Source organism: Pantoea sp. B65 (assembly GCF_047308185.1).
In the GTDB taxonomy this organism is placed as follows: Bacteria; Pseudomonadota; Gammaproteobacteria; order Enterobacterales; family Enterobacteriaceae; genus Erwinia.
In genome coordinates, this window is record NZ_JAHXPU010000016.1 from 293,717 (window position 1) to 307,888 (window position 14,172).

Consider the following 14,172-nt stretch of genomic DNA (forward strand, 5'->3'; position numbering starts at 1 on the left):
CAGCGATCGATAAAGGCCTCGTAATGAGGCCTTTTCTATTTCTGCGCGATGCGTGCCAGTGCGTGACTCAGGCTTTGCTGTGTTTATACGCCGCTTTCAATCTCGCCGGCTGGTTTGGCTGACGGATGGTGGTGGAGATCACCAGTGAAATCACCAGCAGGGTCATAATCAGGCTGAAGGTCAGGGTAAAGCCGCCAAACAGTGAGGCAATCAGCGAGCCCATCACGCTGCCGATACCAAAGCCCAGATAAATCACGCCGTAGTTTTTGGTCAGGTTATTCAGACCGAAGAAATCGCTGACCAGCGACGGATAGACGGTAATCGTACCGCCAAAGCTAAAGGCAACACAGGCAATCGCAATAAAGAAGGTGGTTTCATTCATGCTACTAAACAGCAGAATACTCATGCCCAGCAGCGAAACGACCTGCGCCAGCGTGATCACCCGGATACGCGCTATTTTGTCGGACAGTACGCCAAGGACCAGACGTCCACTCAGGTTGGCAATGGCGATAATGGTTACCGCATTCGCCGCCGTCTGGGTACTCAGATGAACCAGACCCTCACCGATATCTTTTGCCACCCCGATCACATACAGACCACTCATGCAGGCGGTAAGGAACATCAGCGCCAGCATCCAGTACTGAGGCTGACGCATTGATTCGGCCAGCGAGAAGTCACGCACCCCTGCCGCATGTTTCGCGTTGCTTACCTGCTGTACCGGCGCATCTTTCATCAGCAGCGCGCCAGCAATAATCAACATCATCGCCAGACCACCCCAGATAATAAAGGTGGTTTCCAGGCTGTTAATGCTCAGCAGGTAACTACAGATAAATTTAAAACCAAGGCTGCCTAAACCGTAAGCGCCAATCGCACAGGCGGAGATAAGCCCTTTGCGTTCCGGGAACCACTTCACGCAGTTAGACAGCGTGAGCAGGTAACCTGCGCCATCTGCCAGACCAACCAGTAAGCCGGCGCTAAACCACAGCATATACAGATTACTGGCGTGGGCGGTGAGGAAGAAGCCAACCGCCAGCAGCAGACCGGCGCCGATAGTGACATTGCGCACGCCAAAGCGTTCCTGCAACTTACCGGCCACCGACGAGGCGAGGGCTAAACCAAGGCTGAGTAAGCCGAAGGAAAAAGCGACCTGGCTGACCGGGGCATCAAGTTTATGTGACAGGGGACTGTTAAACAGGCTCCAGGTATAAACCGAACCCAGAGCGAACTGGGTAACAATGGTGCCGAACAGGGTTAGCCAGCGGGTACGATTCTGAGGATTCACTGCCGTCTGCGTGTTCATAAATATTCTCCCGGTGGGGAATGCTGAAGTTGCAGTTATGGTAAGACGCGGCAATCGGCGAGAGGGAAATTCGGCATGAACTGACGCAGGAACGGAATGAACTGCATGGAAAACGGAATAAACGGCATTAAACGGGGATTTTTATTTCAGAGCGGTACGGAAAATACGGCGGTTGTAAGGTTAAATAGGTTAACGATGAGGAGCGGAAATGTAAATAGATTTAATCTTAAGGCTCTATTCTGCTGACATTTCCGCGCCAGAGACTAGCGGTTTTGCTGGTCGGCAACCGGATACAACAACTCTCTGACAATGATCATGCGCTGCTCCGGCGTAAGATAAAATCGCCCCACAGTGCGCTGTGGTCTCGGTTCCTGACGCCAGGTTCGTTGTAACTGCATTAAAAAAGCGGTAGTTGAGCACATAGAGACCTCCTTAAATGTCAGTTAAAGCGTAAGGGGTTAAATGCGGAACAAACAGTGATGGGTTAATTAATCTACTTCAGGGTTTACTGGCAGCGCTAAATTAGGACCAGCTGAACACAGAATGTTCTGATAAAAACCGCAAAATCTGGCTGCAGGGAAAAAATCCCGGCCGGAATAGCATTCCTTTGCCAGGCTTACAGTCCCAATCACAGGAGGAAATATGAAAGACCGTGCATATGAATCCGCATCAAACGAGGACGAGGTCTGCTGTTTAATCGGTCAGGCTGTAATTGAACTAAGTGATGCAAACCAACCCGTCAACAAGTCGACTTTGTCGCTGAAGCTGTTGTCGATGGCTGACCGGGATGGCGATGATGAGAAAGTGATCCTTTATTGGATAGCGCGCAAAGCTATTACCCAGCCGCATAAGTTCAATATTGGCGTCACGCGCTGGGCGAATACCCAGTAGCAACACAGGCAGGCAGGGATGCCTGCCGCGAAATAACGCGGTTACGCTGGCGTTTTGCGCCACCCCATGCGCTGTAGCAGTTTCCCCGGCCTGGCAAACATCACATAATTCCCCAGCAAGATCATCACCAGTCCGATTATCGCATTGGCGTGCCAGACATAACCTTCATACAGCGTAGAGAGGCTGAGCGCCACCAGCGGGAACAGCAGCGTGCTGTAGGCGGCCTGGCTGGCGCCAATGCGGCCGACGAGAGTGAAATAGGCGCCGAAAGCAATCACGGAGCCGAAAATCGCCAGATAAAACAGTGACCCCAGGTAGCGCAGGTTTAACTGCGGCATAAAATTGTCGCCACGCAGCAGACTTATCGCCCCCATCACCAGGGCGCCATAAAACATCGCGTAGGTATTCGTCGACAGGGTTTCCAGACCACGGCGTTGATGACGCGCGCTAATCATATTACCCAAAGAAAATCCGTAGGTGCCTGCCGCACTCAGCGCGATACCCGGCAATAGTGTGGCGGCCAGCTGTGTCGCCATCAGATCGTGCCAGAACAGGGCAATCACGCCGGCGATACCCAGCGCCGCGGCGGGCAGCAGACTGGCAGAGGGCCGCTGGCGAAAAAACAGCATGCCGTTAATGGCGTTAAACAGTACCGCCATTGAGAAAATCACCGACTCCAGCCCGCTACTGATCCAGGCGGCGGCATGATAGAAGCAGAAAAAGTTAAAGCCAAAGACACAGCAGCCCTGCAGCAGGCAAAACAGATGGTCGCGCAGGCTAATCCGCCGCAGGCGTCCCATCAGCATCAGTGCGCTAAACATCACCAGCGCCGCCACCAGGAAGCGCCAGAATATCGATACCGTCACCGGCACCACACCTTGTTGCATAAATATCGCGATCCAGGTGGTTCCCCAGATTACTACCACCAGAATATAGAGTAGGGCGTTCATACAGCTTCTCGTTATACAGGATTTGCGCCAGTATCGCCGCGCTGGTCGGCAATGGCTTGCAGCGGCTTGCGCCCACTTGCAAATTCTTGCGCTTTTTTTCCCTGCTGGCCACGCAAACTCTGGCGAACCGATGAGTCACTGCTTACACTGGGAGACCTGTTTCTCTGCCAGCCGGGCGTTATGAATAAGCCATACCGTGCCTTTGAAAATCTTCGCCAGCACAAGGCGCGCCTGCATGACAGCGTGCACCTTGGTTCGGGGATCCAACTGGCGGCATGGTCGAATGCCGGAGATTGCGTCACCCAGCGTAGCGATCACCATACGCTGAGTTTATATATCGATGCCGGATACGATACCTGGCATAAAACGCCTGGCGGCTGGCGTAATGGCGGCGCGCCGAATCGCTTTTGCCTGATGCCGGAACAAAATGAAACCACCTGGGATGTGCGCGCGTATTTCTCTTTTGTCCATCTCTACTGTACCGACGCCCATTTACGCCACCTTGCTGAACAAATCTGGGATCGCAGCCCGGCGACCATTACGCTGGATGAAAAAATCTTCAGCAGCGATCTGCATATTACGCAGCTGTATCGCCAGTTTTTGCTCAGCTGCGACTGGCGACAGCCGGCAAATCATCTGACCCTGAGCAGCGCTTCCACCTTATTGATGACCCATCTGCTGCAACACTACAGCGAAGTGCTGTGGAAGCTGCCGGCGGTACGCGGCGGGCTGGCGCCGGTGGTGCTGCGTAATATTATGGCGTGGATCGAAGAGAAGCTGGATGAGCCGCTGACGCTGGCTGAGCTGGCCTTACAGGCCGGATTAAGTGAATTCCATTTTGCGCGGATGTTTAAGCAGTCGACCCGGCTGGCGCCCCATCAGTATGTGATGCAGCGGCGGATGGCGAAGGCTGAGCAACTGGTGCGCCAGAGTCAGATGCCGCTTACCGAGATTGCGCTGGCCTGTGGATTTAATTCCGCCAGCCATTTTAGCAATCGCTTTAAGACGGTGTTTGGCTACGCGCCTTCGGCTTTGCGACGTTGAATTTCTGCGCGGTCGATCGCTTGCTCCATCTGCATAAAAATCATACGATATTCAACGGATCTGTAGCGGACTACCGATCCCGCAAGCTTTATACCTGGTTTAACACGGAGTAACATATACAAGGAGTTATTATGTTTAATAGCGATGCCGATCAAGATACCCGCCCTCCGCAGCCACTTATTCTGCCCAGGATGTTAACGCGCACCTTAGATCAACTGCCAGAGCCATATATTATTAAGGATCTGGAATCACGTTTTATCTATGCTAATCAGGCAGTAGCAAAATTATTTAGTCTGCGTGCCCCGGATGATATGCTTTATAAACAAGAGCATGAGTTTCAGTCACCATTAACGGAAAATGAGTTCGTGGTTGATGAATGGCAGGCGCAAGATCGAAAAATAGCGCAAGTCAGAAAACCATTAATTATGCTGGAAATGCACCCCGGTGCTGTTGATTATCCCTATCTTGTCAGAAAGGTTCCTTTTTATGATGACAATAACTCTTGTCAGGGGGTGATTACCTATTGTCGAAATCTTGAAGTTTTTACGCTTAAAGATTTTGTCAAAGGGAATTCTCCGGGATCGTTATTACTCACCAAACCGGATGATTTTTTTACTGAAAAAGAGTGTGAAATTATTTTCCTGAAGCTACAGGGGATGACCAGTAAGGAGGTTGGCAATCGCTTGCATCTCTCTTCGCGCACCGTTGATAATCGTATGATGCGCCTCTATAATAAAACCGGCGTTAATCATTTTGATGATTTTAGCGAATTTTGTGAACAGCGAAACTATAATCGTTACCTGCCAAAGAAATTTATCCTTCAGCAAAAAATCACGTTTGAGAAAAAAATGAACTGTTATTAATATAATGGATTTATTATAGCGGTAATTATTAGTAGGATAAAAATAAAAGGAGTTATTATGTCTGATACTGAAAGCACAGGGCAAATACAGAACGCTAACCAGCAACTGCAGTTGCCTAAAGTACTGACCAATACGCTTGATCAATTGCATGAACCTTATGTTATTAAGGATCTGGAGTCACGCTATATTTATGCTAACCCTGCAATAGCGAAATTAGCGGGCTTACGCTCCCCCAGACATATGATGTTTAAAAAAGAAAATGAATTTCATTCACCGCTGACGGAAAACCTGGAAATTGTCGACCAATGGCAAAGTCAGGATCGTCTGGTGGCGCAAAGCGGCAGGTCAATCACCATGCTGGAAATTAATCTACAGAAGGTTGATCATCCCTACCTTATCAGAAAGCTGCCACTGTATAATGAAGATGAGCAGTGTGTGGGGATTGTGGCCTACTCGAAGAGTCTGGAACTGTTTAATCTTCCGTCGTTTGTCAGGATCAGCTCGCCCGCGTCACTGCGGTTAACTAAACCCGATGATTTCTTTAGCGAACAAGAGTGTGAAATCATCTGTTTAAAATTACAGCATGCCAGCAATAAGCAGATCGGCAACTGGCTGGGCCTGCCGGTGGCCAGAGTCGATGAACAGATCGCCACCCTCTATGAAAAGGCCGGTGTTGATCATGCGGATGATTTCACCGCGTTTTGTGAACAACGCGATTATCATCGTTACCTTCCCGAAAGTTTTATCTGTCAGCAAAAGAACCTGTTTAAAAAGAATAATGCCTTTTTAATCTGATAGCGCGGGTGAGTGCGCCAGACCAGGCTACCCTTGTCTGGTGAGGTTTTAAAATATTCAGCAGTCAGTTAATGGCCTTCCGAATTTTTCTTTGGAAGGCCTGTTTATTTCTGCTGTGGGTATACCGTTCGCTATGCCGTCGGGGTAACCAACGGAAGTAATGTTTACTTACACCGCAGTGTGTTGTTTACATACCAGAGCGGCGGCTGACTATTTACAATAAGCCGATATTGCTGATTTTTAATAAGTGATGCATTTATATTAATAGAAATTTTATTATTAGATATTATTAGCGTTAAACTTAATATTTTTTTTGGCAAAAAAAATCCCCTTACCGTTGAGGTAAGGGGTTGCCACATTGGCCAACACCAGGGAAATCGTAACAGGTTTAAAACCTGTTCTTAAGTATAGGATGGAATTATCGTAACTCTTTTATCTGCTGTCGGCAAGTGGTTCGTGAAATAAATTTCGATTTTTGTGGTGTTATTTATTATGTACACTTTCAGGACCTGACGGTTGGGTAATTACCGCAATTGTTTGCCGGCACTGCGCTTTTTTTGATCAATAGCTGTCTGGTGTGAGTAATTGGCGGAAATAGTATCTAACTGGCTGTTTTTTAATGTTTTATTACGGGAGTTATCCCGTGTTATCGCCAGAAATCAATTGATACTGCCCCGCTGAGTCGCTGCTGTTAATATTGTTTTAAATATTATTATTTTACGAATAGATGTATTATCAATAGTTAGGAAATTATATTACCGTCTCAATTAGCCAGAAAATTGTTCGTTTCCTGATTAATTCAGCATAACCCGCGAGGGCTAACGCTGGCTGAGATATAATGAAAGCATTAATGCACATTATTGGCAATGAGTAAAGCCATCTTAATCATGGCAGCATTTTCGTCCCCCAACTGCGGCTCTGCGCTTTCCGGCGCCAGTCAGCAGGTGCTATGATCACCTTATCCTGTGTATTTATCCTCTACTGTTATGACTTCTGTTGATGATCTGTTTATGCGGCTGTCACGCTCTGCTTTTCGCCAGCGCTTCCATTTAGGCCGGGCGGAGTATGTTTACTGCCAGCAGAAAGGAGAAGCGTTGATACGACAGCATGCCGCTGATTTTGTCAAACAGCGCCTGTCAGCTGCCGAACCGGCAAATGATGGCAGGCAGACCCCGATGCGCGGCCACCCGGTATTTATTGCCCAGCATGCCACCGCCACCTGTTGTCGCGGTTGTCTGAGCAAATGGCACGCTATCCCGCAGCATCAGGCGCTGACGGCTGAGCAACAAGCCTGGGTGGTAGCGGTGATAGGGCGCTGGATCCAGCAGGAGATGGCGCAACCTGTCCCGCCAGCAAGACCGGCAAAAAGCAAAAGTCACAGCGACGATAACGATAACCGTCAGCTGGATTTGTTGTAGCTGACTGGGGGCATGTTTTACAGCGCGGCCGGATGCTGCGCCTTATCAGCTGGAACTGATGGTGGCGAAACCGCTGCTGGGCGATCTGTTCTGCCTGATCCCGGCAGTCACACGGACTGATGCTGTTACGGTAGGTTATCGCGCCGATAAGATGGCGACGATTGTGAATCTGCTGAGTGCGTTCTCTTATCTGGCGACCACGCAAAATGAGTTCCGCCAGCGGCCGGTCTGATCAGACCGGCCGATGTAACTCCGCCACCCCTCTGCGGGAATGCCGCTGTCAGTATTTAAAATAACCGCTGATAAAGTGATACGTTTTTATCGGGGGATATGATAAAAGAGTGCCGTAGCCGGAGCTGTGAATATTGATAGAATTAAATTTCCGGCGAATAGTTATATTCGCAATTAATTTTTTGTATATAAATAGTATGCCATATAAATAAAACGGAATTAATTATTATCGGGATGGAATCCTATGCCTGAACGTATTTCTGTGCAATTACCTGCCGAAGGACTTCTTTTCTGGAAACTGTCCGGTACCGAGGAGTTGTCCCGCCCGTTTACGCTGAATGTCTGCCTGCTGAGCAGCAATGCGGACCTTGATCGCAAAACACTGCTCGGGCAACCGATCACTCTGACCCTCCCCACCCAGCCGGTGCTGGCCGCGTCACGCTACCTTAACGGTAAAATCACCGCGGTGAATGTGCAGAGCACTGAACTGAGCGGGACACGTTATACGGTATATAGCCTGTGTATGGAGTCGGACTTATGGCCACTGCAGCGCGATCGCAATCAGCGTATTTTTCAGCAACAGCGGGTGCCGGATATTATTAAAACCGTACTGGGCGAATATAGCGTTGCGGTCGAAGACCATCTGACCGGCGAATATCGTTGCTGGGAATACTGCGTACAGTATCAGGAGAGCAGCTATAACTTTATTTCGCGGCTAATGGAGCTGGAAGGGATTTTCTATTTTTTCCGTCATGAAGCCGACAGGCATACGCTGGTGCTGATGGACTCCGCATCCCGGCAGCCATTCAGCGGCTATGAGGTTATCCCTTATTACGCCACCCCGTCCGCAGGCCGCATCGGGGAAGAGGGCATTACGCAGTGGGCGATCAGCGAGCAGGTGACGCCGGGTCTCTACAGCCTTGATGACTACGACTTCCGCCAGCCAAACGCCTGGCTGTTTCAGGCACGACAGAATCCGGCGTCCACCGCGCCGGGGCAGATTGACTACTACGAATGGCCGGGGCGTTTCGTGCACCATGCCCAGGGCGAATACTATGCCCGTATCCGCCAGCAGGCATGGCAGACGCAGTATCAGCGCATTGATGCGCGGGGCAACGCCCCCGGGGTGGCGCCGGGGTACACTTTTACGCTCAGCAATCCGCCCTTTGCCAGCGACAGTGATGACTATCTGGTGGTGAGCGCCAGTTACGAACTGGAAGAGAACAGCTACGCCAGTGGTGATGATGGCAGCCGCGTTTATCAGATCAACTTTATGGTGATCCCGGCGGATGTCACCTTCCGTCCGCTGCAGGGCAGCGAGTGGCCGCGCACCTGCGGCCCGCAAACCGCGCGGGTGGTGGGGCCGCAGGGGGAGTCTATCTGGACGGATAAATATGGCCGGGTAAAGGTGAAGTTCCACTGGGACCGGCTGGCAAAAGGCGACGACACCAGCTCCTGCTGGCTGCGCGTCTCCAGCGCCTGGGCCGGTCAGGGTTTCGGCGGCGTACAGATCCCGCGCGTCGGTGATGAGGTGGTGATCGATTTTATTAACGGTGACCCGGATCGGCCGATTATCACCGGTCGGTTGTATAACGAAGCCAGTATGCCGCCGTGGACATTACCAGCCGCCGCCACCCAGATGGGCTTTATCAGCCGCAGTAAAAACGGCACGGCGGACAATGCCAATGCGCTGCGTTTTGAAGATAAACGCGGTGCGGAACAGCTGTGGCTGCAGGCTGAGCGCAATATGGATACCCGGGTGAAGAATGATGAAACCCATGCTGTCGGCGGTAATCACTCCATCAGCATTGAGAAAAGCTTTGCCAGCAAAGTCAGCGGCCAGTACGCCCAGCAGACGCAATACGCCCGCAGCGAGCTGGTCGGCACTGACTATATATTGAAATCGAACAGCAACGTTATGCTGGCGGCCAGCAGCGGCATCACCTTTGTCACCGGTGACAGCCTGCTGGTCATGAACCCCAATGGCACCATTTCATTACAGTGCAGAAACTTCCAGATCAATGCTTCCGGGCAGGGTGAAATCAACACCGGCGGCACACTCGATCTGAATATCAATCAGCCAGCCGCGGCGCCGGCGCCGGCGCCAACGCCGGAGGAAATTGCCGCAGAAGTCCGCAGGGTGTTCGCCAGTAAAGATGCCGGGGGGAGCAAATGAACCTGCCCGTGCAATATGTCTTATCTGAGGGCTCGCTGCATCTGCCCGCCGTCGTCCAGGATCAGAGTATCACCGTCCTGCGTCTTGCCGGTTTATGCGCAACGCTGGTGGTTACCCGCGACTGGCAGGTAACGGCCGATCAGATGGATGCCTTTTTGCAGCAGCAATTGCAAAAAGTGAAGCGCAAGATGAAAAAGTTTAGCGCGCAGTTACCCGAAGAGAGCACGCTGGGCCCGCTACCCGCGCAGCAGGTGGCGATGCGCTTTGAAAATCAGGGTGTGGTAGTGGAACAACAGCTGCTGGTGGCCTGGGCGCAGGATCATTTACTGGCATTAACCTTCAGCACCGCGGGTCAGTTTACTGCGCAGCAGCGTCTGGCCTGGCAGGCGATTCGGCAGGCGTTTATTCCCGGTATGGCGGAAGTCTGACTGATGGCAGATAAGGTCGCCGCGAGAATCGATGATCCGTTGATCCACAGCTCACTACTGAGTGACTTTGTCAGCGGGGTGGTGGAAGGAGCCATCTACGCCGGGATTTTTCTTGCCAGTACCGCCATGGTGGCGGGCGGCGTGGGTATTGCGCTGGGAATTGGCCTGACCATTGGCGCCATCGCTACTGGTTTTCCTGAACGCTGGGGCAATGCCGCCGGCGGGGCGGTGGAGCGCCTTATCGGCGCACTGGGTCTGACCGGGCCACCGGATGCGGTGATCACCAGTGGTTCCGGCAATGTGCGTATTAAGGGCAGGCTGGCGGCGCGCGCCGCCGGCACCGTCGATCATGCCTTTCTTAATGCGCCCGCCGGTGCTGAACAGGAGCAGGGGCCTTCCGCATGGGAAATTGCTGTCGGCATGGCGGCGGGTATCGCCGCGACCGTCGCCCGCCCGGGCGCTTTTTTCAGCGCGCTGGGGGAGAAAATCAGCCAGGCCGCCGCAGCGGATGTCGCTGACTTCTTCAGCACGCTGTGGACAGACCTTTCTCAGCCGATGGTCGCCGCTGCCAGCCCTGAGAGTACGCCAGCCGACAGGGATACCGTGTCATGCAAAAAGCACAGGGACAGCAGCCGGATTTTCCTCGCCGAAGGATCTAAAAAGGTACTGATTAATGGTCATCCCGCCGCGCGCAATGGCGACCGCAGCACCTGCGAGGCAAAAATCGAGGTCGGCGACGATCCGCGGGTGCGTATCGGTGGCGACAGCATTGTGGTCCGGGATATTCGCAGCGGTAAAAACTTTCTGGCCTGGTTTATCGGCGGGATGGCTGGCGGCGGTGAGCTGAAACAGCTGCTGCAACTGGCGGGCCGCGCTTTTGACCGGGTGATGGTGCGCAGGCTGCTGCGCAGTATTCCCTGCCCGATCTTTTCCGCCGCGGCGGGCGAAGCGGCAGGCGGCATTGCCGCCCGTGCGGTGCAAACCCTCCATCCGGTCAGTATCGCCACCGGCGCCAAGATCCTTGCCGGCGCTGAAGATCTTGATTTTGTACTGGAAGATCGTATCCCGCTTTACTGGCAGCGTGTTTACCACAGCCGTAATCCGGCGACCGGAATGCTGGGCCAGGGGTGGATGCTGCCGTTTGAAAGCCGGCTGATTCGCTATCGTGCGGCCAGCGGGGAACTGCATTTTCGCTGGCGGGATATGGCGGGTCGCGAGCTGGAGATGGGGGCGGTGCGTGCGGGGGATGTGATTCAGTTCGCTGAGGACGGCCTGACGCTTTACTGCACGTCTGAGGGCGTGGTGGTGTTACAGACCAGTGAAGGTGAGCATCAGCTGTATGAACCGGATCCGACACGTGAGGGCGAATGGCGCATTGCCCGCATCTATGACCGTCACGACAACTGCCAGCATCTGAGCTGGAATGAAGCGGGCCAGCTGATTGCTGTCGCCGGTGATAATGAGGCAATGGTGGCAGAGCTCAGCTATGAACCGGTGCATGGCCGCCTGGCGGCGGTGCATCAGCGGGTTCAGGGGCAGCGTTATCCGCTGGTACGTTACGGCTATAATGAGCAGGGACAGCTGGTCAGCGTCACCGACGCTGATGACGTCACCACCCGACGTTTCAGCTGGGATCGCGCCAGCGATATGCTGGCCAGCCACCGCTATGTGACCGGCCTGACAGTAAATTACCAGTGGCGACCGGCAGCGGATGGCAGCTGCTGGCGGGTGACCGGTTATCAGGTGGTGGACGACCGGCAGCAGACGCTGGAAAGCTGGATCATTGACAGCGATGAGCTGGCGCGTAACGCGACGGTGACCTGTCTTTCCGGTGGCAGCAGCCACCATCAGTGGGATGCGCAGCATCGTATTACCGCCTGGACAGATATGTATGGCGCGGAGTGGCGCTATCAGTGGGCGGATCAGGGCGAGCTGCTGCAGGCGGTCACCGCTCCCGACGGCGGGCGCTGGGAATATGACTATGATGAGCGCGGCAATCTGACTGCCATGCATAATCCGCTGGGGGAAGCCCGGCTGACGGTCTGGCATCCGGTCTGGTCACTGCCGCAACAGGAAGTGCTGGCCGGCGGCGCCTGCTGGCGTTATCAGCATAACGCACTGGGCGATGTGGTGGCGGTAACCGATCCGCTGGGTGGCGTTACGCGCCTGGAATGGAACCCGCAGGGGGATTTGATTACCGAAACCGATGCGGCGGGCAATACGCGCCGTTTCGGCTGGAACCAGCGCGGCCAGATGATCAGCGCTGAGGACTGTTCAGGCTACCGCAGCCATTCGCAGTATGACGCAACGGGCAGGCTGCTGAGTACCACCGATGCGGAAGGCAACACCACCTCCTGTCGCCGGAGCGCCGCCGGGCGTATTCAGGCGATTATACGTGCGGATAACCGCGAAACCCGCTACGAATACGATATGCACGGACAGCTGGTCGGTGAGAATACTGACGGTTTTTCCGAACGCAGAGTACGGCGCAACGTGCGCGGACAGGTGATTTGCCAGACCGATCCGGCGGGTCATCACACCCGTTTTGATTATGATCGTTTTGGCCGCCTGACCCGGCTGATTAACCCGAACAATGACAGCTGGCATTTTGCCTGGGACAGCGGCGAACGCCTGCTGGCGCAGACCGATTACGCCGGACGGCGGGAAAGTTATGGCTATAATGCGCGTGGTCAGGTCACCTCGGTGACACAGCAGCCGCTGGCGCAGAACGGTGAACCGCAGGCGCCGCTGGTTTCGCGGCTGGAATATGATCTGTCGGGCCGGCTGGCGACAAAAAGCAACGCGGAGAGTGTCACCCGCTATCAGTATGCCGGGCGCAGCGTCACCATTCAGCGCACCACGCAGGCTGAATGGCAGGCGGCGCAGCAGCAGGCCGTGGAGCCGGAGTGGGATGAGCAGCTGAGCCTGACGGCGGATGCGCTGGGCAGTCTGCAGAGTGAGCAGAACCACAGCGGCAGCTGGCAGTATCAGTACGATGCGCTGGGCAATCTGCAGCAAAGTCAGGGGCCGGACGGCAGCACGCAGAGTTTCCTGCGTTACGGCAGCGGGCATCTGTTGCAGCACAACTGGCAGCATGGCGGGCAGCAGGCTGAAATTGCCGCTTATGGCCGTGACCGTCTGCATCGTGAAATCAGTCGCAGTCAGGGGCCGCTGACGCTGGAAACGCGCTACGATCCGGCAGGCCGTATTGTAATGCGCCGGAATGCGGTGCTGGAACGCCGTTATCAGTGGGATCGTCTCGATCAGGTGGCGCAGCAGATGCTGATGTCGCTGGCACCGGGAGATCCTGCGCCAGCCTTCAGTCAGCAGCGCTTTGGTTATGATGCGGCGGGGCAGCTGACTCACCGCATTGCAGACGGGCTGGAAGAGCGTTGTTATTACGACCCGGCGGGTAACCGTACCGACACCGCCGGTGAGGTGGTGTGGCATAACCTGCTGCGCAGGCTGAAAGGCGCGCGCCAGCAGTATGATGGCTTTGGTCGTCTGCTGTGGCGCAGGGCTGAACAGGGCGCACCGGAACAGCACTTCAGTTATAACGCGGAGCATCAGGTCACCGGAGTGCGGCTGAGCGGGCACCCGGAATACCAGCGGGTACAGTACCGCTATGATGTACTGGGCCGGCGCACGCATAAAATACTGTATCGCCACGGGCAGGCAGAATCTGACGCTGAAGTGATTACTTTCCACTGGCAGGGTCTGCAGATGGTGGGCGAGCAGAGCAGCCGCACGCCGGATCGCAGCGTGCGCTATCTGTACAGTGAAGGCAGCTGGGAGCCGCTGGCGCGGGTGGATATCACCGGTGACAGCCGGCAGATCCGCTGGTATCACAGCGAACTGAACGGTTTGCCGGAACGACTGACCGACGAACACGGTGAAGTGGTGTGGCAGGGACGTTTCAGCAGCTGGGGCGGGACCCTGTATGAAAGCCATACCGCTAAGCTGGTGGTGCCGCAGAATCTGCGCTTTCAGGGACAGTATCTGGACAGAGAAACCGGGCTGCACTACAATCTTTTCCGTTATTATGACCCGGTGACCGGGCGGTTTACCCAGCCGGA

General features: G+C 54.2%; 10 protein-coding genes and 1 pseudogene. 9 read left to right on the plus strand and 2 right to left on the minus strand.

Annotated features, from left to right (window positions below; genetic code table 11):
• Nucleotides 1-67: 67 nt before the first annotated feature.
• Complete coding sequence (locus tag JWF83_RS06775; protein WP_413649425.1) at nucleotides 68-1,300, minus strand: oxalate/formate antiport family MFS transporter; 1,233 nt, start codon at nucleotides 1,298-1,300, stop codon at nucleotides 68-70.
• A 642-nt stretch (nucleotides 1,301-1,942) separates the two neighbouring features.
• On the opposite strand from JWF83_RS06775, the gene JWF83_RS06780 reads away from it, so the two are divergent.
• Nucleotides 1,943-2,191, plus strand: a complete 249-nt coding sequence (locus JWF83_RS06780; protein WP_413649426.1) for a hypothetical protein — start codon at nucleotides 1,943-1,945, stop codon at nucleotides 2,189-2,191.
• 41 nt (nucleotides 2,192-2,232) lie between these two features.
• Here the strand turns inward: JWF83_RS06780 and JWF83_RS06785 are convergent, their stop codons facing one another.
• Nucleotides 2,233-3,141: a DMT family transporter gene (locus JWF83_RS06785; RefSeq protein ID WP_413649427.1), complete on the minus strand. Its 909-nt coding sequence runs from the start codon at nucleotides 3,139-3,141 to the stop codon at nucleotides 2,233-2,235.
• A gap of 180 nt (nucleotides 3,142-3,321) precedes the next feature.
• Here JWF83_RS06785 and JWF83_RS06790 point away from each other — a divergent pair, with 180 nt between their 5' ends.
• The 8 genes and pseudogenes from JWF83_RS06790 to JWF83_RS06825 form a co-directional block, all read left to right on the plus strand.
• Nucleotides 3,322-4,185 carry a helix-turn-helix domain-containing protein gene (locus JWF83_RS06790; protein WP_413649428.1) on the plus strand — a complete coding sequence of 288 codons (864 nt, stop codon included), beginning with the start codon at nucleotides 3,322-3,324 and terminating at the stop codon, nucleotides 4,183-4,185.
• Nucleotides 4,186-4,316: 131 nt separating this feature from the next.
• Nucleotides 4,317-5,048: a helix-turn-helix transcriptional regulator gene (locus JWF83_RS06795; RefSeq protein WP_413649429.1), complete on the plus strand. Its 732-nt coding sequence runs from the start codon at nucleotides 4,317-4,319 to the stop codon at nucleotides 5,046-5,048.
• A 57-nt stretch (nucleotides 5,049-5,105) separates the two neighbouring features.
• A complete protein-coding gene (locus tag JWF83_RS06800) occupies nucleotides 5,106-5,843 on the plus strand; it encodes a PAS domain-containing protein (protein ID WP_413649430.1) in 738 nt (245 codons plus the stop codon).
• A gap of 986 nt (nucleotides 5,844-6,829) precedes the next feature.
• Nucleotides 6,830-7,261: a DUF4186 domain-containing protein gene (locus tag JWF83_RS06805; RefSeq protein ID WP_413649431.1), complete on the plus strand. Its 432-nt coding sequence runs from the start codon at nucleotides 6,830-6,832 to the stop codon at nucleotides 7,259-7,261.
• Between the two features lie 37 nt (nucleotides 7,262-7,298).
• Nucleotides 7,299-7,493 (plus strand): annotated as a pseudogene (locus JWF83_RS06810) (hypothetical protein); the annotation flags it as partial.
• Between the two features lie 243 nt (nucleotides 7,494-7,736).
• Entirely contained in the window at nucleotides 7,737-9,668 is a 1,932-nt protein-coding gene (locus JWF83_RS06815; protein ID WP_413649432.1) for a type VI secretion system Vgr family protein, read from the plus strand.
• Nucleotides 9,665-10,096, plus strand: coding sequence for a DcrB-related protein (locus JWF83_RS06820; RefSeq protein ID WP_413649433.1), 432 nt, complete (start codon nucleotides 9,665-9,667; stop codon nucleotides 10,094-10,096). The genes JWF83_RS06815 and JWF83_RS06820 overlap by 4 nt, the downstream gene beginning before the upstream one ends.
• A 3-nt stretch (nucleotides 10,097-10,099) precedes the next feature.
• Nucleotides 10,100-14,172 (plus strand): DUF6531 domain-containing protein (locus JWF83_RS06825; RefSeq protein WP_413649434.1); only part of this gene is annotated, 4,073 nt, incomplete at its 3' end.

Coding starts and splice junctions, on each gene's coding strand:
- JWF83_RS06815 (WP_413649432.1), top strand. CDS start 7,737: ATGCCTGAACGTATTTCTGTGCAATTACCTGCCGAAGGACTTCTTTTC.
- JWF83_RS06780 (WP_413649426.1), top strand. CDS start 1,943: ATGAAAGACCGTGCATATGAATCCGCATCAAACGAGGACGAGGTCTGC.
- JWF83_RS06790 (WP_413649428.1), top strand. CDS start 3,322: ATGAATAAGCCATACCGTGCCTTTGAAAATCTTCGCCAGCACAAGGCG.
- JWF83_RS06775 (WP_413649425.1), bottom strand. CDS start 1,300: ATGAACACGCAGACGGCAGTGAATCCTCAGAATCGTACCCGCTGGCTA.
- JWF83_RS06795 (WP_413649429.1), top strand. CDS start 4,317: ATGTTTAATAGCGATGCCGATCAAGATACCCGCCCTCCGCAGCCACTT.
- JWF83_RS06800 (WP_413649430.1), top strand. CDS start 5,106: ATGTCTGATACTGAAAGCACAGGGCAAATACAGAACGCTAACCAGCAA.
- JWF83_RS06805 (WP_413649431.1), top strand. CDS start 6,830: ATGACTTCTGTTGATGATCTGTTTATGCGGCTGTCACGCTCTGCTTTT.
- JWF83_RS06785 (WP_413649427.1), bottom strand. CDS start 3,141: ATGAACGCCCTACTCTATATTCTGGTGGTAGTAATCTGGGGAACCACC.
- JWF83_RS06820 (WP_413649433.1), top strand. CDS start 9,665: ATGAACCTGCCCGTGCAATATGTCTTATCTGAGGGCTCGCTGCATCTG.